19 protein-coding genes are annotated in these 21,711 nt (G+C 67.1%); 14 read left to right on the top strand and 5 right to left on the bottom strand.

The window, feature by feature from the left end; genetic code table 11:
- Positions 1-610 precede the first annotated feature (610 nt).
- The 3 genes from DXK93_RS15125 to DXK93_RS15115 form a co-directional block, all read right to left on the bottom strand.
- Positions 611-1,888 carry a TRAP transporter large permease gene (locus tag DXK93_RS15125; RefSeq protein WP_119450503.1) on the bottom strand — a complete coding sequence of 426 codons (1,278 nt, stop codon included), beginning with the start codon at positions 1,886-1,888 and terminating at the stop codon, positions 611-613.
- Between the two features lie 36 nt (positions 1,889-1,924).
- On the bottom strand, positions 1,925-2,425 hold the full coding sequence (locus DXK93_RS15120; protein WP_054451154.1) for a TRAP transporter small permease: 501 nt from the start codon (positions 2,423-2,425) through the stop codon (positions 1,925-1,927).
- 101 nt (positions 2,426-2,526) lie between these two features.
- The gene (locus tag DXK93_RS15115) at positions 2,527-3,501 is read right to left on the bottom strand and encodes a TRAP transporter substrate-binding protein (protein ID WP_119450502.1); all 975 of its coding nucleotides are present in this window, start codon (positions 3,499-3,501) and stop codon (positions 2,527-2,529) included.
- Positions 3,502-3,604: 103 nt separating this feature from the next.
- Here DXK93_RS15115 and DXK93_RS15110 point away from each other — a divergent pair, with 103 nt between their 5' ends.
- From DXK93_RS15110 to DXK93_RS15070, 9 genes are all read left to right on the top strand, one after another.
- Positions 3,605-6,136 (top strand): ABC transporter permease, encoded by a 2,532-nt coding sequence (locus tag DXK93_RS15110; protein WP_119450501.1) that lies wholly within the window; start codon positions 3,605-3,607, stop codon positions 6,134-6,136.
- Positions 6,136-6,558 carry a group II truncated hemoglobin gene (locus DXK93_RS15105; protein WP_054451157.1) on the top strand — a complete coding sequence of 141 codons (423 nt, stop codon included), beginning with the start codon at positions 6,136-6,138 and terminating at the stop codon, positions 6,556-6,558. Before DXK93_RS15110 ends, DXK93_RS15105 begins: the two co-directional genes overlap by 1 nt.
- On the top strand, positions 6,548-7,285 hold the full coding sequence (locus tag DXK93_RS15100) for a 3-deoxy-D-manno-octulosonic acid kinase (protein WP_119450500.1): 738 nt from the start codon (positions 6,548-6,550) through the stop codon (positions 7,283-7,285). The genes DXK93_RS15105 and DXK93_RS15100 overlap by 11 nt, the downstream gene beginning before the upstream one ends.
- 144 nt (positions 7,286-7,429) lie before the next feature.
- Entirely contained in the window at positions 7,430-8,533 is a 1,104-nt protein-coding gene (locus tag DXK93_RS15095) for a polyamine ABC transporter substrate-binding protein (protein ID WP_119450499.1), read from the top strand.
- A gap of 6 nt (positions 8,534-8,539) precedes the next feature.
- Positions 8,540-9,667 carry an ABC transporter ATP-binding protein gene (locus DXK93_RS15090; RefSeq protein ID WP_054451160.1) on the top strand — a complete coding sequence of 376 codons (1,128 nt, stop codon included), beginning with the start codon at positions 8,540-8,542 and terminating at the stop codon, positions 9,665-9,667.
- Positions 9,664-10,584, top strand: coding sequence for an ABC transporter permease subunit (locus DXK93_RS15085; RefSeq protein WP_119450498.1), 921 nt, complete (start codon positions 9,664-9,666; stop codon positions 10,582-10,584). The genes DXK93_RS15090 and DXK93_RS15085 overlap by 4 nt, the downstream gene beginning before the upstream one ends.
- Positions 10,581-11,390: an ABC transporter permease subunit gene (locus DXK93_RS15080; protein ID WP_042792726.1), complete on the top strand. Its 810-nt coding sequence runs from the start codon at positions 10,581-10,583 to the stop codon at positions 11,388-11,390. Before DXK93_RS15085 ends, DXK93_RS15080 begins: the two co-directional genes overlap by 4 nt.
- Complete coding sequence (locus DXK93_RS15075) at positions 11,387-11,743, top strand: arsenate reductase (RefSeq protein WP_054451162.1); 357 nt, start codon at positions 11,387-11,389, stop codon at positions 11,741-11,743. Before DXK93_RS15080 ends, DXK93_RS15075 begins: the two co-directional genes overlap by 4 nt.
- Positions 11,744-11,762: 19 nt before the next feature.
- Entirely contained in the window at positions 11,763-12,476 is a 714-nt protein-coding gene (locus tag DXK93_RS15070; protein ID WP_119450571.1) for a DNA-3-methyladenine glycosylase, read from the top strand.
- A gap of 40 nt (positions 12,477-12,516) precedes the next feature.
- On the opposite strand, the gene DXK93_RS15065 is transcribed toward DXK93_RS15070, so the two are convergent.
- Positions 12,517-13,215 carry a PhoP regulatory network YrbL family protein gene (locus tag DXK93_RS15065; RefSeq protein WP_119450497.1) on the bottom strand — a complete coding sequence of 233 codons (699 nt, stop codon included), beginning with the start codon at positions 13,213-13,215 and terminating at the stop codon, positions 12,517-12,519.
- A 140-nt stretch (positions 13,216-13,355) separates the two neighbouring features.
- On the opposite strand from DXK93_RS15065, the gene rmuC reads away from it, so the two are divergent.
- The 5 genes from rmuC (at position 13,356) to phoU (ending at position 19,700) form a co-directional block, all read left to right on the top strand.
- Positions 13,356-14,726, top strand: coding sequence for a DNA recombination protein RmuC (rmuC, locus tag DXK93_RS15060; protein ID WP_119450496.1), 1,371 nt, complete (start codon positions 13,356-13,358; stop codon positions 14,724-14,726).
- Between the two features lie 106 nt (positions 14,727-14,832).
- Positions 14,833-16,362 (top strand): amidase, encoded by a 1,530-nt coding sequence (locus DXK93_RS15055; protein WP_119450495.1) that lies wholly within the window; start codon positions 14,833-14,835, stop codon positions 16,360-16,362.
- A 64-nt stretch (positions 16,363-16,426) separates the two neighbouring features.
- Positions 16,427-18,088 (top strand): isovaleryl-CoA dehydrogenase, encoded by a 1,662-nt coding sequence (locus tag DXK93_RS15050; protein ID WP_119450494.1) that lies wholly within the window; start codon positions 16,427-16,429, stop codon positions 18,086-18,088.
- Between the two features lie 37 nt (positions 18,089-18,125).
- Complete coding sequence (gene rpiA, locus DXK93_RS15045) at positions 18,126-18,806, top strand: ribose-5-phosphate isomerase RpiA (protein ID WP_054451340.1); 681 nt, start codon at positions 18,126-18,128, stop codon at positions 18,804-18,806.
- A gap of 174 nt (positions 18,807-18,980) precedes the next feature.
- Positions 18,981-19,700: a phosphate signaling complex protein PhoU gene (phoU, locus tag DXK93_RS15040; protein WP_054451167.1), complete on the top strand. Its 720-nt coding sequence runs from the start codon at positions 18,981-18,983 to the stop codon at positions 19,698-19,700.
- 3 nt (positions 19,701-19,703) lie between these two features.
- On the opposite strand, the gene DXK93_RS15035 is transcribed toward phoU, so the two are convergent.
- Positions 19,704-21,644, bottom strand: coding sequence for a phosphocholine-specific phospholipase C (locus tag DXK93_RS15035; RefSeq protein WP_054451168.1), 1,941 nt, complete (start codon positions 21,642-21,644; stop codon positions 19,704-19,706).
- Positions 21,645-21,711: the final 67 nt, after the last annotated feature.

Here is a 21,711-nt window from a genome sequence, read left to right as displayed (position 1 = left end):
CGGTGTCTTGCGATTTGCAATGACGCTGCGCACTGTTGGTGGTTGATTTCGGATGCCAATACACAGTGGGCCAACAATTGGCATTTCAACTCCGCCGCCAATGAGTACAGGTCGGCCAAATCGCCATGTCAACTCCGACGCCGGATGGGTGGCGCGCGCGAACGGATCTCGATGCGTGAACGGCTGCTCGCCGCGCGCCACCCATCACCGCCCACACCCCAGATGCAGGTGCCATTAGCAAACGGTTCCCCGCATTCGCGCAAGCGCAGACAGCCACGACGCCCATCAACACGTATGCTGCTTGCGGCCGCCCGCGCGGCCGCAAGCAGCGGGCAACGCAAGACTCGTCACTAACCACGGGTCTAGCAGCGCGACAGGCCAAGAAATCGGTAGCTCGCCGGCGCGGGCGCCTCGGCGGCGAGCAACCTCGATGCGCCCGAGGGAATCTGAAGGGAGGGCCGCAGGCCCGGACGAAGATGACGAAGGGGCAGTCCGGAGCGAACGCTCCGGACCGCAAGCGTGGGCGCTCGCCCCTCAGGCGCCAGCGCCGGCGAGCGGCCTACGAAGAAGCCCCGACGCCTGCCACTACAACAGAACCTGCAAACAAGACCTACTTAGCGTAGACCAGGTCCCGCAAACCCAGCGACAACCCCGGCCAATAAGTAATGATCATCAGGCAAACAATCACCACCCCCACAAACGGAATCAACGGCTTGATCAACCTCTCCAACGGCAACTTGGCCACCGCGCAAGCCGCGAAAAGATTCACGCCGAACGGCGGCGTAATCATCCCCAGCGCCAGGTTCACCACCATGATGATCCCGAAGTGCACCGGCTCCACGCCGAATTTCAGCGCCACCGGCAGCAGCAAGGGCGCCAGCACCACGATGGATGCGGAGGTTTCGATGAACATGCCGATCACGAACAGCGCCGCGTTCACGCCCATCAGGAAGGTGAACTTGGTGTCGAAGATCTGCGCCAGCCACACGCCCAGCGCGTCCGGGATGCCCGCGCGGTTGAGCAGGAAGCTGAAGATGCCGGCATTGGCGATCACGAACATGATCACCGCCGTCGACACCACCGACTTGTGCAGCGTGGCGGACAGCTGCTTGAAGCTCAGGCGGCGGTAGATGAACTTGCCCACCACCACGGCGTACATCACTGCCACGACCGAGGCTTCGGTTGGCGTGAAGATGCCGCCGTAGATGCCGCCCAGGATGATGACCGGCATCATCAGCGCCAGCCAGGCGTTCTTGAACGCAGGCCACAGCGGCAGGCGGCCTTCGCCGTCGCGCTTGCCCAGGTTGTTGCGCTTGGCGTAGAGCCAGACGTAGAGCATCAGCGCCACGCCGATCAGGATGCCCGGCATGACGCCGGCGATGAACAGTTCGCCGGTCGAGGTGTCGGTGGACACCGCGAACAGGATCATCGGGATGGACGGCGGGATGATCACGCCCAGTTCCGCCGCGCTGGCCTGCAATGACGCCGCGAAGGGCGCGGGGTAGCCGTGCCGGATCATGGCGGGAATCAGGATCGCGCCCACCGCGAAGGTGGTGGCCACGCTGGAGCCAGCCACGGCGGCGAAGATCATGCAGGTCAGCACGCAGGTGCAGGCCAGGCCGCCCTGGATGCCGCCCACCACGCTCTTGGCGAACTCCACCATGCGTTCGGAGATGCCGCCGGCTTCCATCAGGTTGCCGGCCAGGATGAAGAAGGGGATGGCGACCAGCGGGTACTTGTCCAGCGCGGCGAAGAGTTGCTGGGCCACCACCACCCAGGGTAGGCCGGCGGCGCCGACTCCCGCCAGGCTGGCCAGGCCGATCGACACGGCGACCGGCACGGACAGCCCGAAGAAAATCAGCATCGAGACAATCATTAATTGGGACATGGCGATATCTGCTGCTTATGTTCTGTGGGGGGCGGCTCAGCCTTGCGCGTCGTTGCGCACAGGCACGTCGTCTTCTTCGCCGGCGCACCAGCGGGCCAGCACGGCGATGGCGGCCAGGGTGGCGCCCACGGGGATGGCCAGATAGATCCAGGAAATCGAAATGTCCAGGCTCGGCACGGTCTGGAAGCGCACGCGGTAGGTCATGTTGCCGCCAATCCAGGCCAGAAAGCCGAGGAATCCGGCGCAGATCAGGCCGATCACGGCTTCGAGCACGCGGCGGCGCGTGCCGCCCAGCAGGTTGCGCAGCAGTTCCACGCTGATCATGGCGCCGTGGCGAAAGGCCAGGGCCACGCCCAGCAGCACGGTCCAGATCAGGAGGGCGCGGGTCAGCACCTCGCTCCAGTCGGCCGGGGAGTGCAGCACGAAGCGCGCGATGACTTGGTAGAAGGCGGCGGCCGCGGCGGCCACCAGCAGCAGTTGGGCAAGGACCGAGACCAGTTTGAACAGGCCGCGGTCGAAGGCGCAGAGCAAACGCATGATGAATCCCGTTGGCGTTGTACGCAAAGGATGGGAACAAAAGCGGCGGGACCGGGATCCCGCCGCCAAGGGGATGCGCCCCGGATCGGGGCGGCCCCTGCTTACTTGGTGTCGCGGATCGCGTCGATCAGCTTCTTGTCGAACTTCTTGTAGTACTCGGGGTAGGCGGGCTCGACGGCGGCGGCGAAGGCGGCGCGGTCCACTTCGGACACTTGCATGCCTTCCTTCTTCAGCTGTTCGACGCCCGTCTTCTCGATGTTGTCCACGTAGGCGCGCATGGCCTGGGCGGATTCCTTGCCGGCCTTGTCGAAGTTGGCCTTGTCCGCGGCCGACAGGCCCTCGTACACGTTGGCCGACATCAGCACCAGGGCCGGGCCATAGACGTGGCCGGTCAGGGACAGGTATTTCTGCATCTGCGACAGCTTGGCCGAGGTGATCACCGACAGCGGGTTCTCCTGGCCGTCGATGGTGCCTTGCTGTAGGGCGGTGGCGACTTCAGGCCAGGCCATGGGGGTCGGCAGGATGCCGATCTGGCGGAAGGCCGTGATGTGGATCGGGTTTTCCGTGGTCCGGATCTTCAGGCCCTTGGCGTCGGCCGGCGTCTTGACCGGGCGGACGTTGTTGGTCAGGTGGCGGAAGCCCTGTTCGCCCCAGGCCAGGGCGATGATGCCGCGGCTGGGGAACTTTGCCAGCATATCTTGTCCGATCTTGCTGTCGAGCACGTTGCGGGCGTGCGGCAGGTCGCGCAGCAGGAAGGGGATGTCGAACACGCCGGTTTCGGGAACAAAGTTCAGCGTGGCGCCGGTGGACACGATGGCCAGGTCGACGGTGTCGATCTGCAGGCCTTCGATCACTTCGCGTTCGCCGCCCAGCGCGCTGTTGGCGAATTGCTGTACCTTGTACTTCCCGCCCGTGGAGGCTTCGATGGACTTGGCCAGCGCGTCGGCGCCGGCGCCATAGTGCGAGGACGTGGACAGCGCGTAGGCCATCTTCAGGGTGTTCTGCGCCACGGCGGGCAGGGCGGTTGCGGCCGTGCAGGCGGCCAGTATCGTGGCGGCAAGCCAGGATTTACGCATCGTCTTCTCCAGGTTTTGAGTATCTTTATGGGTGGCTTAGCCTCCCGCCCCGGGATGATATCGGGATTCGGCCCCGATCTAGGCCGTTGGTTAACATTGTGGAATGATGGATTTCCCTGATACGTCACGGGCCAGGCGCCCAGGTTTTTGGTCCACCTTGCGCCAGGGCGCCAGGATGATGATGCGCGACGCCCGCGCCGGGGAACTGCGGCTGCTGGTGCTGGCGCTGGTCGTGGCGGTTGCCGCGGTGACCAGCGTCGGCTTCCTGGCGGACCGGGTCGGCCGGGCGCTGGAGCGCGACGCCGGGCAGATGCTGGGCGCCGACCTGGTGCTGGACGCCGACGAGCCGGTGCCAGCGGTCTTCATGGATCAGGCCCGCGAACGCGGTTTGGCCGTCTCCAGCACCTGGCAGTTTCCCTCCATGGTCGGAGCCGGAGACGGCGCCCAACTGGCTGCGCTGAAGGCGGTGGAGCCGGGCTATCCGCTGCGCGGCGCCCTGCGCGTGGCGGGCGCACCGTTCGAACCCGATGCCCCGACGCGCGATATTCCGCCTGAAGGGGCGGTCTGGGTGGACGCCCAATTGCTGTCCCTGCTGAACCTGAAGGTGGGCGACACGCTGAACGTGGGTGACGCCCACCTGCGGGTGGACCGCGTCATTACCTATGAGCCGGACCGCGGCATGCAATTCGTCAACGTGGCGCCCCGGGTGCTGCTGCGCGCCAGCGATCTGCCTGCCACCGGCCTGATCGCGCCGGGCAGCCGCATCGGCTACGCCATGCTGGTTGCGGGCCAGCCCGACGCCGTGGCGGGCTACTCGACGTGGCTCAAGCAGAATCTGAAGCGCGGCCAGAAGGTTGCCACCCTGGAGTCCGGCCGGCCCGAAGTGCGCCGCACGCTGGACCGGGCGCAGCGCTTCCTGTCGCTGGTCGCGCTGCTGGCGGTGCTGATATCGGCCGTGGCCGTGGCCCTGGCCGCCGGCCGCTACATGACGCGCCACCGCGACGGCATCGCGGTCATGCGCTGCCTGGGGGCGGTGCAGTCGCAAGTGTCGCGCATGCTGACGCTGGAGTTCACCCTGGTCGGCCTGTTCTCGTCGGCCGCGGGCTGCCTGCTGGGTTATGCGGTGCATCAGGTGCTGGTCATGCTGCTGGGTTCGCTGATCGATACCAGCTTGCCTGCGCCCTCGGCCATCCCGGCCTTGCAGGGGCTGTTGACCGGCCTTTTGCTGTTGCTGGGTTTTGCCTTGCCGGCGCTGGCCCAACTGCGCCACGTGCCGCCGGCCCGGGTGCTGCGCCGCGACGCCGACGCGCTCAGCGCGCGCAGCGCCCTGGGCTATGTCCTGGGGGCCGCGGGCTTCGCGCTGCTGATCTGGTGGTTTGCCGGCGACGCCAAGCTGGGCGGCGTGGTGGCGGGCGGCTTCTTGGGAGCCTTCGCCGTGTTCGCGCTGGTGGCCTGGCTCTGCATCCTGGGCCTGGCACGCGTGCGCCGGCTGGCCGCCGGCCTGCCGGCGCTGCGTTTCGCGCTGGCTGGCGTAGTGCGCCGGCGCGCCGCTACCATCACCCAGGTGTGCGCTTTGGCGGTGGGCCTGATGGCGCTGTTGTTGCTGACCATGACGCGCACCGACCTGATCCAGGGCTGGCAGCGGACCTTGCCGCCGGACGCACCCAACCGTTTCCTCATCAATGTGCAGCCCGACCAGCGCCAGGCCGTGACCGACGCGCTCACCCGCGAAGGCCTGGGCCGCATCACGCTGGCGCCGATGGTGCGCGGGCGGCTGATCGCCATCAACGGCAAGCCCGTGGGGCCGGACGACTACGAGGAGCCCCGCGCCAAGCGGCTGGTGGACCGCGAGTTCAACCTGTCCTATGGCGACGAATTGCCGTCTTCCAACCGTATCGAGCAGGGCCGCTGGCTGCAGCCGGGCGCGTCCGAGGTGTCGCTGGAGTCAGGCCTGGCCAAGAGCCTGGGCCTGGCGCTGGGCGACAAGATGACCTTCGATGTGGCGGGGCAGCAGGTCGAGGCGGCAGTCACCAGCACTCGACGGGTCGATTGGGATACGATGCGCGTCAATTTTTTCGCCATCCTGACGCCCGCCGCGTTGGCCGACATGCCCCAGAGCTGGATCACGTCCTTCTACCTGCCGCCTGAAAAGGCCTCGGTCCTGCCCGCGCTGGTGCGCGAGTTCCCGAACCTGACGGTGTTCGACGTAGGCGCCATCCTGCAACAGTTGCAGTCCGTGCTGAACGAAGTGGGGAAGGCCGTTCAACTGCTGTTCCTGTTCACGCTGGCCGCCGGCGTGCTGGTGCTGTCCGCGGCGCTGACGGCCACGCGCGACGAGCGCATGCGCGAAGCCGCCGTGCTGCGCGCGCTGGGCGCCACCCGTAGCCAACTGGCGCGCTCCCAGCGCATCGAGCTGTGGGCCGTGGGTGGCCTGGCTGGTCTGCTGGCAGCGGCCGGCGCCACCGCGATCGCTTGGGCTTTGTCAACGCAGGTCTTTGATTTCACTATTACTCTTAGCCTTTGGCCGTGGCTGGCGGGCATCGCCGCGGGCATGTTGGGCGCCTGGGCCGGCGGCGCCCTGGCCCTGCGCGGCGTGTTGCGCACGCCGCCCCTGGTCACCCTACGAGAAACCTGATGCCGACGCGCGTCCATACGATTACCGAACCCGTGGAAAACTCCAGCAGCATTTTTGACCTACTTGGCGGCGAGCCGGGCGTGCGCGCCCTGGTGGACCGCTTCTATGACCTGATGGACATGGAGCCCGACCTGAAGGAGCTGCGGGCGGCCCATGGTCCCAGCCTGGACCAGGCGCGCGACAAGCTGTTCTGGTTTCTTTGCGGTTACTTTGGCGGCCCGGACCACTATATAGAACGCTTCGGCCATCCCCGGCTGCGCGCCCGCCACCTGCCGTTCTCGATCGGTGAGGTCGAGCGCGACCAGTGGGTGACCTGCATTGGCCGGGCCATGGAAGACCAGGGGATCGAACCGGCCCTGGTCGAACGCCTGCTGCAGTCCTTCTACGGCGTAGCCGACTGGATGCGCAATCGTGAAGGCTGAAGGCGATTCCCGATCCGGCGAACGGCGCCAGGCCTGGTCCGGCCCCCTGGGCGGAGCCATGCTGAGCGATCCCTCGCGCCTGACCGAAGCCGGCCCGGACCTGTTCAACCCGGCGCACTATGGCGACCGGGCGCGGCCGGTGGATGCCGGCGGACGCCAGGCCGCCTGGTTCGTGCAGGGGGCGGGCTGGCAGGGCGTGCTGCGCCGCTACCGCCGCGGCGGGATGATCGCGCGCATCAGCCGCGACGCCTATCTCTGGAACGGCGAGGCCCGCACCCGCAGCTTTCGCGAATACCGCCTGCTGGCCGCCATGCGCGCCCAGGGCCTGGCGGTGCCTGCGCCGCTGGCCGCCGCCTATTGGCGGCAAGGCCCGATCTACCGCGCCGCCATCGTGGTCGAGCGCATTCCCGGCGTGCGGCCGCTGGCCCACGTGCTGGCCGAGCCGGTCTGGCAGGCGGCGGCCGAGGCCATCGTGCGCATGCATCGGGCGGGCGTCTGGCATGCAGACCTCAATGCCTTCAACATCCTGGTGGGCAGCGACGGTCGCATCTGGCTGATCGATTTCGACCGAGGCACGCAAGGTTCCCTGTCCGACCGCCAGCGCGAGGCCAACCTGGAACGCCTGCGCCGTTCGCTGCGCAAGGTCGCCGGGGAAGAGGGCGAGCGCTTCTGGCTGCGCCTGCGCGACAGCTACTGGACGGCCTGGGGCGTGGGGATCCAGCCCTGATCCCGGCGGGGGCGGCCAAATGCCTCCATCTGGCCCAAATCGCGCCAATCACCCGGCAAAGTTGGGCAGGTCCTCGCTAAAAAGCTTTATCATTTCGCCTTTTGGTACTCCTGTCACATACGGCATAACGCAAGGGGGCTGGTGATGAAACTACGGGCGGGTATGCGCTTGGCGCTTGGGGCGATGCTGGTCATGGCGGCCTCGTCGGCGGCGGTGGCGCAGAACAAGGTCGTCAACGTCTACAACTGGGCCGAATACACGGCTCCGGACACAATTCCCGGTTTTGAAAAGGAAACCGGCATCAAGGTCCGCTATGACGTCTACGACAGCAACGACACCCTGCAGGCCAAGTTGTTGGCCGGCAAGTCGGGTTATGACGTCGTTGTCCCGTCCACGCATTACGCCTCGCGCCAGATCGAAGCCGGCCTGTTCCAGAAGCTGGACAAGTCCAAGATCCCGAACTGGAAGTACCTGGATCCCGAAATCATGGCGCTGGTCGCCACCGTCGATCCCGGCAACGAATACGCCATTCCCTGGGGCTACGGCACCAATGGCCTGGGCTACAACGTCACCAAGGTCAAGCAGATCATGGGCGACGGCGTGGACCTGGCCAACTGGGACATGATCTTCAAGCCCGAGAACGCCGCCAAGCTGAAAGAGTGCGGCATCTCCATGCTGGACGAAGCCGCCCAGGTGTTCCCGGCCGTGCTGAAGTACCTGGGCAAGGATCCCAACAGCACCAACGCCGACGACTACAAGGCCGCGCTGGACGTGTTGATGAAGATCCGCCCGTACATCCGCCAGTTCAGCTCGTCGGGCTATATCGACGAGCTCGCCGTGGGAGACCTGTGCATGGTCTACGGCTTTTCCGGCGACGTGATGATCGCTCGCAAGCGCGCCCAGGACGCCAAGAAGTCCTATGAAGTGAACTACTTCATTCCGAAGGGCGGCGCGCCCGCGTGGTTCGACCTGATGGTCATCCCCAAGGATGCTCCGCATCCCGAAGAGGCGCTGGCCTTCATCAACTACATCGAAACGCCCAAGGTGCATGCGGCCATCACCAACACCATGTTCTATCCCAACGCCAACAAAGAGGCGCGGCAGTTCGTGGTCAAGGACGTGGCCGACAACCCCATGATCTACCCGCCGGCGGACGTCTCCAAGACCCTGTATGTGATCAAGGCGCTGCCCTTGAACATCCAACGCCTGCAAAACCGGATGTGGTCCGAGCTGAAGTCTGGAAGATAAGTCATCATGAGCGATAGCCGTTACTCGGCGCAGCATTCGGCCGATCCGGACGAGTTCGTCCGGATTTCCGATGTCGTAAAGATCTTCGGCGATGTGGTCGCCGTCCGTTCCGTCAATCTCTCGGTCAAGCGCAACGAGATCTTCGCCCTGCTCGGCAGTTCGGGCAGCGGCAAGTCCACCTTGCTGCGCATGCTGGCGGGCTTCGAGGAAGCCACCTCGGGCCAGATATTCCTGGACGGCGAAGACATCACGCACGTGCCGCCGTACCGCCGGCCCGTGAACATGATGTTCCAGTCCTACGCGCTGTTCCCGCACATGACGGTCGAGGCCAACGTGGCCTTCGGCCTGAAGCAGGAAGGCGTGGACCGGGCCGAGATCCATGACCGCGTGTTCGAAGCCCTGGACCTGGTCCAGATGGCCGGTTATTCGCGGCGCAAGCCCAACCAGCTGTCGGGCGGCCAGCAGCAGCGCGTGGCCCTGGCGCGCAGCCTGGTCAAGCGGCCCAAGCTGCTGCTGCTGGACGAGCCCATGTCCGCCTTGGACAAGCAGATCCGCCAGAAGACCCAGATCGAACTCGTGAAGATCCTGGAGCAGGTCGGCGTGACCTGCATCATGGTCACGCACGACCAGGAAGAAGCCATGACCATGGCCCACCGCCTGGCCGTCATGACCGAAGGCCAGATCGTCCAATGCGGCACGCCGCAGGACGTCTACGCCTTTCCGAATTCCCGCTTCGTCGCCAGCTTCATCGGGTCGACCAACATGTTCACCGGCACCATCGTGGTCGATGAACCGGACCACGTCGCCATCGAGTGCGGCGAGCTGACCCGTCCGCTCTTCGTCAACCACGGCGTGAGCGAGCCGCTGGGCATGGAAGTGCACGTCTCCATCCGCCCTGAACGCCTGGTGGTGTCGCGCGAGCAGCCCGAAGCCGAATACAACTGGGCCCATGGCATGGTCAGCCACATGGCCTGGATGGGCAGCTACGCGCTCTATCAGATCCGCCTGGATTCCGGCAAGACGGTCGAGGCCAGCGTGCCCAGCCAGTTGCTGGCCCAGATGGACGCGCCCGGCATCGATGAAGAGATCTTCGTCAGCTGGGACGCCGACAGCGCCACGGTGCTGGCGTCATGATCCGCTTTTCGCCCCGCGACTGGTTGCCGTCGGGCCGGGCGCTGGCGGTGGTGCCGCCGTTCGCCTGGCTGGTGCTGTTCCTGCTGGTGCCGTTCCTGCTGGTCCTGAAGATCAGTTTCGCCGAGCTGAAGTTCGGCATTCCGCCGTATACGTCCCTGGCGGAATTCAAGGACGAGGCGGTGCAGTTCAGCCTGCACCTGCGCGGCTACATCCTGCTGTTCACGGACAGCCTGTACTTCGCCACGTATCTGAATTCGGTGAAGATCGCCGCCATCACCACGCTCTTCTGCGTGCTGATCGGCTATCCCATCGCCTATTACATCGCGCGTTCGTCGCCGGCGGTGCGCAACCTGCTGCTTTTGGGTGTGATCCTGCCGTTCTGGACTTCGCTGCTCCTGCGCGTGTACGCCTGGGTCGGCATCCTGCGCAACGACGGGCTGCTCAACAACCTGCTGCAGGGCCTGGGCATCATTTCCAGTCCGCTGGAAATCTACCGCACCGACGTCGCCGTCTACATCGGCATGGTTTACGCCTACCTGCCATTCTTCATCCTGCCGCTGTACGCCACGCTGGTGAAGATGGACCTGCGCCTGCTGGAAGCCGCCTACGATCTGGGCGCCAAGCCCTGGCAGGCGTTCTGGCAGATCACGGTGCCGCTGTCGCGCCAGGGCGTGATTGCCGGCGCCATGCTGGTGTTCATCCCGGCGGTGGGCGAGTACGTGATCCCCGAAATGCTGGGCGGCGCCAACACGCTCATGATGGGCCGCGTGATGTGGAATGAGTTCTTCAACAACGCCGACTGGCCCATGGCTTCGGCCGTGACCTGCGTGATGGTGCTGTTGCTGCTGGTGCCGCTGGTGTACTTCCAGTACAACCAGGTCAAGCAGCAGGAACAGGCGAACGGAGGCCGCAAATGAACGGGCCCAACAAGACTTTGCGCGCCGTCGTGCTGGGACTGGGGTACTTTTTCCTGTACGTGCCCATCATCAGCCTGATGGTGTTCTCGTTCAACGAGTCGCCCACCGTCACGTCCTGGACCGGTTTCTCGTTCCGCTGGTATCACTCGCTGTTCAACGACGACGCGCTGCTGCGCGCGGCCTGGCTGTCGTTCCGCATTGCCGCCATGACTGCCACCGCCGCCGTCATCATCGGCACCTGGGCCGGCTACGTGCTGGGGCGCATGGGGCGCTTCCGCGGCTTCGCGCTGTACGTGGGCATGCTCAGCGCGCCGCTGGTCATCCCCGAAGTGGTGCTGGGCATCTCGCTACTGCTGATGTTCGTGGAACTGCGCGGCAGCCTGGGCTGGCCCGCCGAAAACGGCATCTTCACGATCTGGGTCGGCCACGTGACCCTGTGCATGGCCTTTGTCGCGGTGGTCATCCAGACCCGCATCCGCGACCTGGACCGTTCGCTGGAAGAAGCCGCGCTGGATCTGGGCGCCACGCCCATGACCGTGTTCTTCAAGATCACGCTGCCGCTGATCGCGCCGGCGCTGGCCTCGGCCTGGCTGCTGTCCTTCACCCTGTCGCTGGACGACGTGGTGCTGGCCTCGTTCCTGTCCGGCCCCAGCTCCAGCACGTTGCCCATGGAAGTTTTCTCGCGCGTGCGCCTGGGCCTGAAACCCGAGATCAACGCGCTGGCGACCCTCTTCATCCTGGCGGTCGGCACTTGCGTGATCCTGGCCAACCGCATGCAATGGCGCAAGGAGTCCGAACCCAAATGAAGCAAACCACCCTGTATGGCCTGACCAAGTGCAGCACCTGCGTCAAGGCGCGCGACTGGCTGACGGCGCATGGCGTCGCCCACGCGTTCGTGGACTACCGCGACAACCCGGTGCCGGCCGCCACGCTGAAAGCCTGGGCGGACCAGGTCGGCGGCTGGGAAAAACTGGTCAACCGCACGTCCATGACCTGGCGCAACCTGCCCGAAGAGCGCAAGACGGCGCACACCGATGCGCAGTGGACCCAGTTGATCGCCGAGTATCCGGCATTGGTGCGCCGCCCGGTCACGGTCACGCCCGATGGCGAGGTGAGCGTTGGCTTCAGCGAAAAGCGCTACGGCGAACGTTTCGCCTGAGGCGCCGGCCCAGGCCGGCCTGGCGCCGGGCGCGCCCGGCCGGGCCTTGCCTGACGCCTTCTTCGACCGCGACGCCGCCCAGCTGGCGCGCGAGCTGCCGGGCAAGGTCATCCGCCACCGCGTGGGCGACCTGTGGCTGTCGGCCCGCATCATCGAGACCGAAGCCTATTACCTGGAAGAGAAGGGCAGCCATGCGTCGCTGGGGTACACCCATAAGCGGCGCGCGCTGTTCATGGATGGCGGTACGGTCTACATGTATTACGCCCGCGGCGGGGATTCGCTGAATTTCAGCGCGGGAGGGCCGGGCAATGCCGTGCTGATCAAATCCGCCTATCCCTGGACGGACGCGCTGTCCGGACCGCAAGCGCTGGCCCGCATGCTGGAGTTGAACCCCGATGCACAAGGGCGGCCGCGACCGGTCTCCGGCCTGTGCGCCGGCCAGACCCTGCTGTGCCGGGCGCTGGGCCTGAAAGTGCCGGACTGGGACGCACGCGGTTTCGACCCGCAGGCGCTGTATGTGGAGGATGTGGGGGAGTCGCCCGAAGCCCTGATCTGCACCACGCGCCTGGGCATTCCGCTGGGCCGGGACGAACACCTGCACTACCGTTTTGTGGACCCTGCTTACGCGGCCTTTTGCACGCGCAATCCCTTGCGCCGCGGACAGCGCGCCGGCCACGACTACGTATGGGTGGACCGCCAGGGCGTGGTGTTGCCAGAGGCGCCGCAGGCGTAACCGACCGGCCCGCACCCCGGCCGCGTCTGCGCAGGGCGCGTCAGAACCCGCCGGTGGCAATGCGTTCGGCCAGGGCCGCGCGCATGCGCACGTACTTGCGGTGGATGCGCCGGCTGTTCAGGCGCTTGCTCCAGGCATAGATCGGGATCAGCGGCAGGCCGCCGAAGCCGTCGATCAGGTACAAGCCCTGCTTGCCGTCGGCATTCAGTCCACAGGCGATGTTGCTGGCGGAGACATCGTGCAGAACCACGTGGGCATCGGCCAGATCCTGGAAGAATTCGTCCAGCTGCGCGCTGAGGGCGTCGTCGAGCTTGCCCTGCCTGGCCAGGTCCGTCACGGTGGGGGCGATGTTGCCGTCGGCGTCGCGGATTTTCTCGACGACCAGGCCCAAGCCCAGCGTGGTTTGGGCCACGCCGAGTATGCGCGCCATGGGCACCTGCCATACGCCCGAGGGGCGGGTGGTGGTGGTGACGTATTCGTAGATTTCGGTCAGGTAGACGCGGTACGCGCTTTCGCGCTGGTATTGCTTGTACCAGCGCTTGAACGGGCGGGCCTCCAGATAAATCGCGCGGGCGCGCATGTCCATGACCTTGACGAGCAAGGACGGCATGTTGGGGTGCTGGAAGATGTGCCGGTCATGGCCGGAGGCGACCGGCGTGGCGGCGTCCAGGTCCAGCGGCCCGAAGATGGACTGGAAAGACGCCGCGGGCGTACAGAGAGAAGGATCTGCGGGGTTCAAGGGGAGATCAAGCCTGTTTGGATGCTCCCGAGTTTAATCCTTGAGCTGGAGCATGAGTCCGCCAGATGCCGAATCTCGGCCGGATTTACCAGGGAAGGCGTGGCCGGAGTCCTACAATCCCGGCTTTGGAGACGCATCTTTTGAACGACATACATCTGCTTTGGATCGCCGCGGGCGGCGCCGTTCTGGCCTTTTTGGCGGCCTTGCTGGCATGGCTGCGCCCGCCCGCGCAGGATGCCCGGCTCGATGCGCTGCTGGAAAGCCTGGAACGCACCGAGCGCGCGCTGCGCGCCGACATCGCGGAAGGGCAGCGCGGCCTGCGCAGCGAATTCGCGGACTCCACCCGCGCCCTGAGGGTGGAGCTGTCGCAGTCGCATGGCGATTTGCGCGCCGGGTTGTCGCGTGACGCCCAGGCCGCGCGCGCGGAGTCGGCGGAATCGCTGGCGCGCTTTGCGGCGGGCTTCTCCGAGCAACTGCAGGGCCTCATCCAGATCAACGAGCGGCGCCTGATGGAAGTGCGCGCCACGGTCGACCAGCGGCTGCAATCGTTGCAAACCGACAACAGCGCCAAGCTCGACGAAATGCGCCGCACCGTGGACGAAAAGCTCCACGCCACGCTGGAGCAGCGCCTGGGCGAGTCCTTCAAGCTGGTGTCGGACCGCCTGGAGGCCGTGCACAAGGGCCTGGGCGAAATGCAGGCCCTGGCGGCGGGCGTGGGCGACCTGAAGCGGGTGCTGACCAACGTCAAGTCGCGCGGCACCTGGGGCGAGGTGCAACTGGCCAGGCTGATCGAGGACAACATGACGCCGGACCAATACGCCAGCAACATCAAGCCCGTGCCGGGCAGCGATGCCGTGGTGGAGTTCGCCATCCGCCTGCCGGGGCGCGGCGATGGCGGCGAACCCGTCTGGCTGCCGATCGACGCCAAGTTTCCCAAGGAAGAGTACGAGCGCCTCATGGACGCGCAGGAAGCCGCCGACACCGAAGGCGTGAAGAACGCCGGCGCCGCGCTGGGCCGCGCGGTGGAACTGCAGGCGCGCCTGATCGCCGGCAAGTACGTGGCGCCGCCGCACACCACCGACTTCGCCATCATGTTCCTGCCTACCGAGAGCCTGTACGCGGAGGTGCTGCGCCGCCCGGGCCTGCTCGATAAGCTGCATGACCTGCGTGTCAACGTGGCGGGCCCCAGCAACCTGGCGGCATTGTTGAACAGCCTGCAGATGGGGTTTCGCACGCTGGCGATCGAACAGCGCTCGTCCGAGGTCTGGCAGGTGCTGCGCGCGGTCAAGACGGAATTCGGCAAGTTCGGTGAATCCCTGGCCAGCGTCAAGAAGACGCTGGACACCGCCAGCAACAAGATCGGCCAGACGGAAGTGCGCACCCGCGCCATGCTCAAGAACCTGAAAGCCGTCGAGGCGCTACCCGAAGCCGACGCCCGGCTCCTGCTCGGCACTGCGGACGAGGGCGACGCCGGGGACGACGACGAAGACCAGGCCGCAGGCCAGAACTGATCCGGCCGCGGCGGCATCGCAGGGGCGTGAGCTTGTTGCCCGCAGCGACTGCCGATATCCTGGCGTCAGCGGCAATCCGCCGTCAGTCACCTGGAGCATTGCAAGCATGAGCACCGCTGAACGCCATGATTCCTCCACCCTGGACGCGACGGCGCTGGGCGCCGATATCGCACAAGGGGTCACCACTGCGCTTGCTGCGATGCAGCAGGCGGTGGACCGGGTGGCGGCCCGCAATCCCTCGATCAACGCCGCCTGCGGCATGCAGGCGGAAATCGGCCTACGCCTGGCGCAGTCATTGGACGAGGAGCTGGGCGGCCAGTCGCAGGAACAGCGGTTGGCGCAATTGCAGAGACGGCCGTTCCTGGGCGTACCCACCTTGCTCAAGGACCTGGGCACGGCGGCGCTGGGCCTGCCCAGCGCCATGGGTTCGGTGCTGTACGGCCAGGTGGAATGGAACGTCGACGCCGAGATCGTCAAGCGCTACCGCCGCGCGGGCCTGATTCCGTTCGGCCGCACGACCAGCGCCGAATTGGGCCTGAGCCCCACCACCGAATCGCCGGTCTACGGGCCGGCCACCCAGAACCCCTGGAAGGCGGGCCATAGCGCGGGCGGGTCCAGCGGCGGCGCGGGCGCTGCGCTGGCCAGCGGCATGGTGCGCATCGCCCATGGCAGTGACGGCGGCGGGTCGATCCGCATTCCTTCGTCCTGCTGCGGCGTGCTGGGCCTGAAGCCTTCGCGCGGCTTGATGCCGCTGGGCCCGCTGAAGGGTGAAGGCTGGGGCGGCCTGGCCACCGAACACATGATGACCCTGTCGGTGCGCGACTGCGCCGCGTCGCTGGACATCAGCGCCGGCGCCGACGTGGGTGCGCCTTACGCCGCGCCGGCACTGCCGGCTGACTCCTACCGCGCCGTGGTGGCGCGCGTCGCTGCTGATCCGCAATCGGCCGCACGGCGCCGCATTGCCTTCGTCAACACGACCTACGAGGGCGAGGCCATCCATCCTGAAGTGGCGGCCGCCGTGGACGAGGCCGCGCAGCTTTTCGCGTCGCTGGGCCATGAACTCGTGCCTGCCGCGCCGCCGGTGGGATCCGAGGAGGTGCTGTCGCCGATGCTGCCGCTGATCGCGAGCGCGGCGGCCAACGCCATTGACGCCTTCGTGGCCGCGCGCGGCCGCCGCCTGGCCGCCGATGAATTGCAACCGACAACGCTGGGCGCGCGCGAATACGCCCGCGCCATCTCCGGCGCGCAGTACGTGGCCTGCGTCGATACCTGCCACGAGATCACGCGCCGGGTCGGCCGCTTCCTGGAACGCGACGGCGCGCAAGGCTACGACCTGTTCCTGAGCCCGGTGCTGGCGCAGCCGCCGGCGCCCATCGGCCGCTACGCCATGGACAACGCCGACTACCTGGCCTACCGTTTGGGCAAGAAGGGCGTCATCGGCTATTCGCCGTTTGCGCCCTTGGCCAATCTGACCGGCATGCCCGCCATCTCCATCCCCTTCGGCATGTCGTCCGACGGCCTGCCCATCGGCATCCAGCTGATGGGGCCGCTGGGCAGCGAGGCGCTGCTGCTGGAGCTGGCGGCGCAGGTCGAGGCGCTGCGGCCCTGGGCCCTGGTGGCGCCGATGGCCAGATAGGCCCGAAGGGGCTGACCGCGCCGCGGGCTGGCGGCACATCAGTGGACCGATCCAGGGAGCAGCCATGTCATCGTTCGCGACACATACCGTATCCAACCAGGTGCCGCCCCTGGAGGACTACTCCTTGTACGAAACCGACCCGGCCTTGCGCGAGGCGGTGCGGCGCGAAGGCGCGCAAGCCTGGGAGCCGGACCTGGCGGCGCATGGCGCCTGGCTGGGCCGCGCGCAGACGCTGGAAGCCGGCGCGCAGGCCAACCGCTGCACGCCGCGCCTGGTCAGCTACGACCGCGGCGGCCACCGCATCGACCGCGTCGAATTCCATCCGTCCTGGAATCTGCTGATGGGCGGCATCATGGCGCGCGGCCTGCACAGCCGCGCCTGGGCGCAGCCCGAGCCGGGCGCGCAGGTGGCGCGGGCCGCGGCCTATGTCATGCAGGGGCAGGTCGAGGCGGGCAGCCTGTGTCCCACCACCATGACGTTTGCCGCGGTGCCGCTGTTGCAGCGTGAACCTGCAGGCGTCGTGGATTTCGGCGGGCAATGGCTGAACGCCCTGTATTCGCGGGAGTTCGACGGCGCCGACGCGCCGCTGGCCGCGAAGCGCTCGGCCCTGATCGGCATGGGCCTGACGGAGAAGCAGGGCGGCTCCGACCTGCGCGCCGTCACCACGCGCGCCACGCCAGTAGGCGCGCCCGGCCGCGGCCGCGCCTATTTGCTGGTCGGCCACAAATGGTTTTTCTCGGTGCCGCAGGCCGACGCGCATCTGGTGCTGGCGCAGACCGACGAAGGACTCAGTTGCTTTTTCGTGCCGCGCTGGATACCGGACGGACCGCGCAATGCCGTGCGCGTGCGCCGGCTGAAGGACAAGCTGGGCAACCGCAGCAACGCCAGCGCCGAGGTCGAATTCGAGGAAGCCTGGGGCGTCATGGTGGGCGAACCGGGCCGCGGCCTGGCCGTGCTGCTGGAGATGGCCGCCACCACCCGGCTGGATTGCGTGCTGGGCAGCGCGGCGCTGCTGCGGCAGGCGCTGGTGCAGTCGGCGCATCATGCGCGCCACCGTCACGCCTTCGGCAAGCCCTTGATCGAGCAGCCGCTGATGCGCAACGTGCTGGCCGACCTGGCGCTTGAAAGCGAGGCGGCCATGATGCTGGGCCTGCGGCTGGCGCGCGCCGTGGACGAGCGCGCCGACGCCGCGGCGCGGGCCCTGGTCCGCGTGGGTACGCCGGCCGCCAAGCTCTGGGTCTGCAAGCGCGCGATCGCCGCGGTGGCCGAATGCATGGAGGTCTGGGGCGGCAACGGCTACGTGGACGACGGCCCTATGCCCCGGCTTTACCGCGAAACCCCGGTCAATTCCATCTGGGAAGGCTCCGGCAACGTCATGGCGCTGGACGTATTGCGCGCCTTGCAGCGCGAGGCCGGAGCGCTGCCCGCGCTGGAGCGCGAGTTCGCGCAGGCGGCGGGGCAGTACCAGGACTTCGACGACGCGCTGGCGCGCTGGCGGACCTTGCTGGCTGATGGCGTCCAGGCCGAGTTCCAGGCTCGCCGCATCGCCGCCGGCCTGGCGCGCTTGTGGCAGGCCGCCTTGCTGATCCAGCATGCGCCTGCGCCGGTGGCGCAGGCTTTCGTCGCCAGCCGCCTGAACGCGGGCGGCGGCGTGTTCGGCGAACTGGCGGCGGGCGCGGATGTGCAGGCCATCCTGGCGCGGGCGTGGCCTGCTGCCGCATGCTAAATTTCCTGGCTTGACCAACCTTCCCGCATTTTTCGCCATGCTTTCCCAGCAAGAACTCAAGCAGCAAGCCGCCGACGCGGCCCTGGAATTCGTTGAACAGGTCGCAGGACCCGACGCCATCATCGGCGTGGGCACGGGCTCCACGGCGGATCTCTTCATCGACGGCCTGGCCCGTTTCAAGGGCCGGATCGGCGGCACGGTGGCCAGTTCCGAGCGCAGCGCCGCCCGGCTTGCCGGACACGGGCTGAAGGTGCTGGACCTGAACGACATCACGACGATGCCGATCTACGTCGACGGCGCCGACGAGATCGACGCCAACCTGCACATGATCAAGGGCGGCGGCGGCGCGCTGACGCGCGAGAAGATCGTGGCTTCGGTGGCCGAGCGCTTCATCTGCATCGCCGACGAGTCCAAGCTGGTGCAGACCATGGGCAAGTTCCCGCTGCCCGTCGAAGTCATCCCCATGGCGCGCGCATCCGTGGCACGCGCCCTGGCGGCGCTGGGCGGTCAGCCCAAGCTGCGCGAGGGATTCGTCACCGATAACGGCAACGTCATCCTGGACGTGTCCGGCCTGTCCATCACCGACGCGCCGGGCCTGGAAGCCCGGGTCAACAATCTGGCGGGCGTAGTGACCTGCGGCCTGTTCGCGATCGCGGGCGCCGACGTGGCCCTGCTGGCCACGCAAAACGGCATCCGCCGGCTGGACCGCCGCGCCTGAGTCCGCTTGCCGACGCCTCCCGGCGTTGCCCCGGCCGGCCCGCCTTGTGGCCGCCGGGGTCCGTGTTCATAATCCTGTCACACTTGGGTCATAACCTTGCGGGTTGTGCAGGCCCATCTCGTAATATCCTTTTTTCAGGGCAGTGCAATGAGACCAAACACGCAGGGAGCCCGGATGTCGGAGCATACAAACAAGCAGTTCGATGCGGACCTCGAAAGCGTCCGTTCGCAGTTCCTGCAAATGGGCGGCCTTGTGGAAGCCATGATCCAGGAGGCCATCGACGCGCTCGCCAGCGGCGACATTTCACTGGTCGAGAAAGTCCGTGAGCGTGAAAAGGAAGTCAACCGCCACGAAGTCGAAATCGACGAGAGCATCAGCCGCATCCTGGCGCGCCACCAGCCCACCGCCATCGACCTGCGCATGCTGATGGCCGTGTCCAAGATGCTGACCGACATGGAGCGTTCCGGCGATGAAGCCGAGAAGGTCGCCACCGTCGCGCGCCGCATCCACGAAGCCGAACTGCGCCACATCCCGGTGATCGAACTGCGCCACATGGCTGCCAATGTGCGCACCATGCTGCATCAGGCGCTGGACGCGTTCGCCCGCCTCGATCCCATCCAGGCCGCCGCCGTCGTGCGCAGCGACAAGGAAGTGGACAAGGAATGGAAGGGCGCGCTGCGCCACCTGATCACGTACATGATCGAAGATCCGCGCACCATCTCGCGCGCCATCGACATGATCTTCATCGCGCGCGCGCTGGAACGCATCGGCGACCACGCCAAGAACATGTCCGAGCGCGTGATCTACATGGTCAAGGGCGCCGACGTGCGCCACACCGGCGTGAAGAACACCGAGCGCCTGGCGCGCGGTGAAGAAGAAGACACGGAAGAGTAAGCGTCAGTCCAGGGGCAGCGTCGCCCCTGCCTGCAGGCGCGGGTCCGGCAGGCCGGCTTTGCCGGCGTCGATGCGGCCCGCCAGCCTGCGGCCGAATGCCGGCAAGGCAAGCGCGGTGATCTCCAGGTCGTACCATCCCTGGCAACCGCCGTAGGCAAGATCCAGCGAGCCGTCCGCTTGCACGTGCGCCATGGCGCACCAGCCGTCGCCCATGCGCGACTCCACTTTTACCGCCTGCGGCGTTTCGCCGCGATTGACGAGACGCAGGCTCAGGCCGGTCGCCGCCGGCATCACTTGCGCCTCCAGCGTGCCGGCATCGCGCGCATCGCCGCGGAAGTGCCGGTGCAGGCCGTCGGGGCCCAGCAGCCACAAGTCATAGGCGCCATCGGCGTGCAGGCGCCAGCCGTCGTCCAGCCGCGCGCCTGCGCTCGCGGTATAGCGGCGCGGCGCGTGTTCCAGCGCGTGGCGGTCGTAGACATGCAGCACCGCGCCTGCGGCGCCGGGATTGCGCAGGGTCAGCCGGTAATGTCCGCCGTCGGCAGCCATGCGGCCTTGGACGTCCAGCGCGTACGGCAGGGCGCAAGCCTGGCGCAGGCCTTCGGCGTGCGCGCCGCGGGCGGCAGCGAAGTCGAAGGCCGAGGTCAGGTCGCCGGCGATCTCGCGCCGCCAAGCGCTGATATTGGGTTCCAGCACGCCAAATCGCGCTTCCAGGAAACGGATCACCGACGTGTGGTCGAACACCTGGGAATTGACCCAGCCGCCACGGCTCCAGGGCGAGACCACCAGCATCGGCACGCGCGGCCCCAGCCCGAACCCGCGCCCATGCAGTCCGGCAGGGTCGTCGGGCGTGGCGGCGCTGGGCCCATGGCGCACATCGTGGTATTCGCCGTCCAGCTCGACCGTGGAGAGGCCGCCCGATAGGCCGTCGGCCGCGCGGGCAGGCGGCGCAGGCGGCGGCATGTGGTCAAAGAAGCAGTCGTTCTCGTCGTAGGTGACGAAGAACACGCAGCGGCTCCAGACCTCGGGATTGCGGGTCAGGATGTCCAGCACGCGCTCCGTGTAGGCACCGCCCCTTGCCGGCGACGAGACCTCGGGGTGTTCGGAATCGGCCGTGGGCGCAATGATCCAGGACACCTGCGGCAGCGTGCCAGCGGCGACGTCGCGGGCCAACTGGTCCAGCGTGCACGTGGACAGGCCGCGGTCGCGCAGGGGCGCGTCGCCGGCCGCGCCCGCATGCTGCCGGCGGTACTGCTGGAAGCCGGCCAGCGGATTGTCGTGATAGTTGTCCGCCATGTCCTGGTAGATGCGCCAGTCCACGCCGGCGTCCTGCAGGCGTTCGGGATAGGTGGTCCAGGCATAGCCTTCGCTGGCGGGCCCCAGGCGGTCGAAGGTATTCACCAGGGCTGGGCCGCCCGCCAGGCCTTGCGGATCATTGGTGCCGGTCCAGAGGAACAGCCGGTTGGGATTGGTGCCGGCATGGATCGAACAATGATAGGCGTCGCACAGGGTGAAGGCGTTTGCCAGCGCGGTCTGGAACGGCACCTCCTCGCCACGGTAGGCGCCCATGCCCAGGCGGCTCTTGGCGGGCAGCCATTGGTCCATGCGGCCGTCGTTCCAGGCGCGCTGCGCGTCGTCCCAGGTGTGCGGCGTGATGTAGCCCACCTGTGCATCGCTGGCGTATTCGGCCTGCAGGGCATAGGGGCGGACCTGCGCCGCACCATCCGCCTGCGTCAGCACATTGCCCGTCAGCGTGGGGGCGGGATGCGGATCGGCGAAGCCGCGCACGCCGGGCAAGGTGCCGAAATAGTGGTCGAAAGAGCGGTTTTCCTGCATCAGGATCACCACGTGCTGCACGTCCTGCAGCGTGCCCGCGCGGCGGTCGGGCGCGATGCCGAGCGCGCGTTCGATGGGCGAGGAGGGGGACAGGCGCGATTCTTCTTTCATGACAGCGATGATACGGCCAGCAGTACTTGAATCTTAAGGCCGGCGCCAAGGCGGACGCTGGCGCCGG

Origin of the sequence: Achromobacter sp. K91 (assembly GCF_003576205.1) — a bacterium.
GTDB lineage: Bacteria > Pseudomonadota > Gammaproteobacteria > Burkholderiales > Burkholderiaceae_B > Achromobacter > Achromobacter aegrifaciens.
The sequence above is the reverse complement of the archived record's forward strand: the minus strand, read 5'-3'. Positions and strand labels throughout refer to the sequence as shown.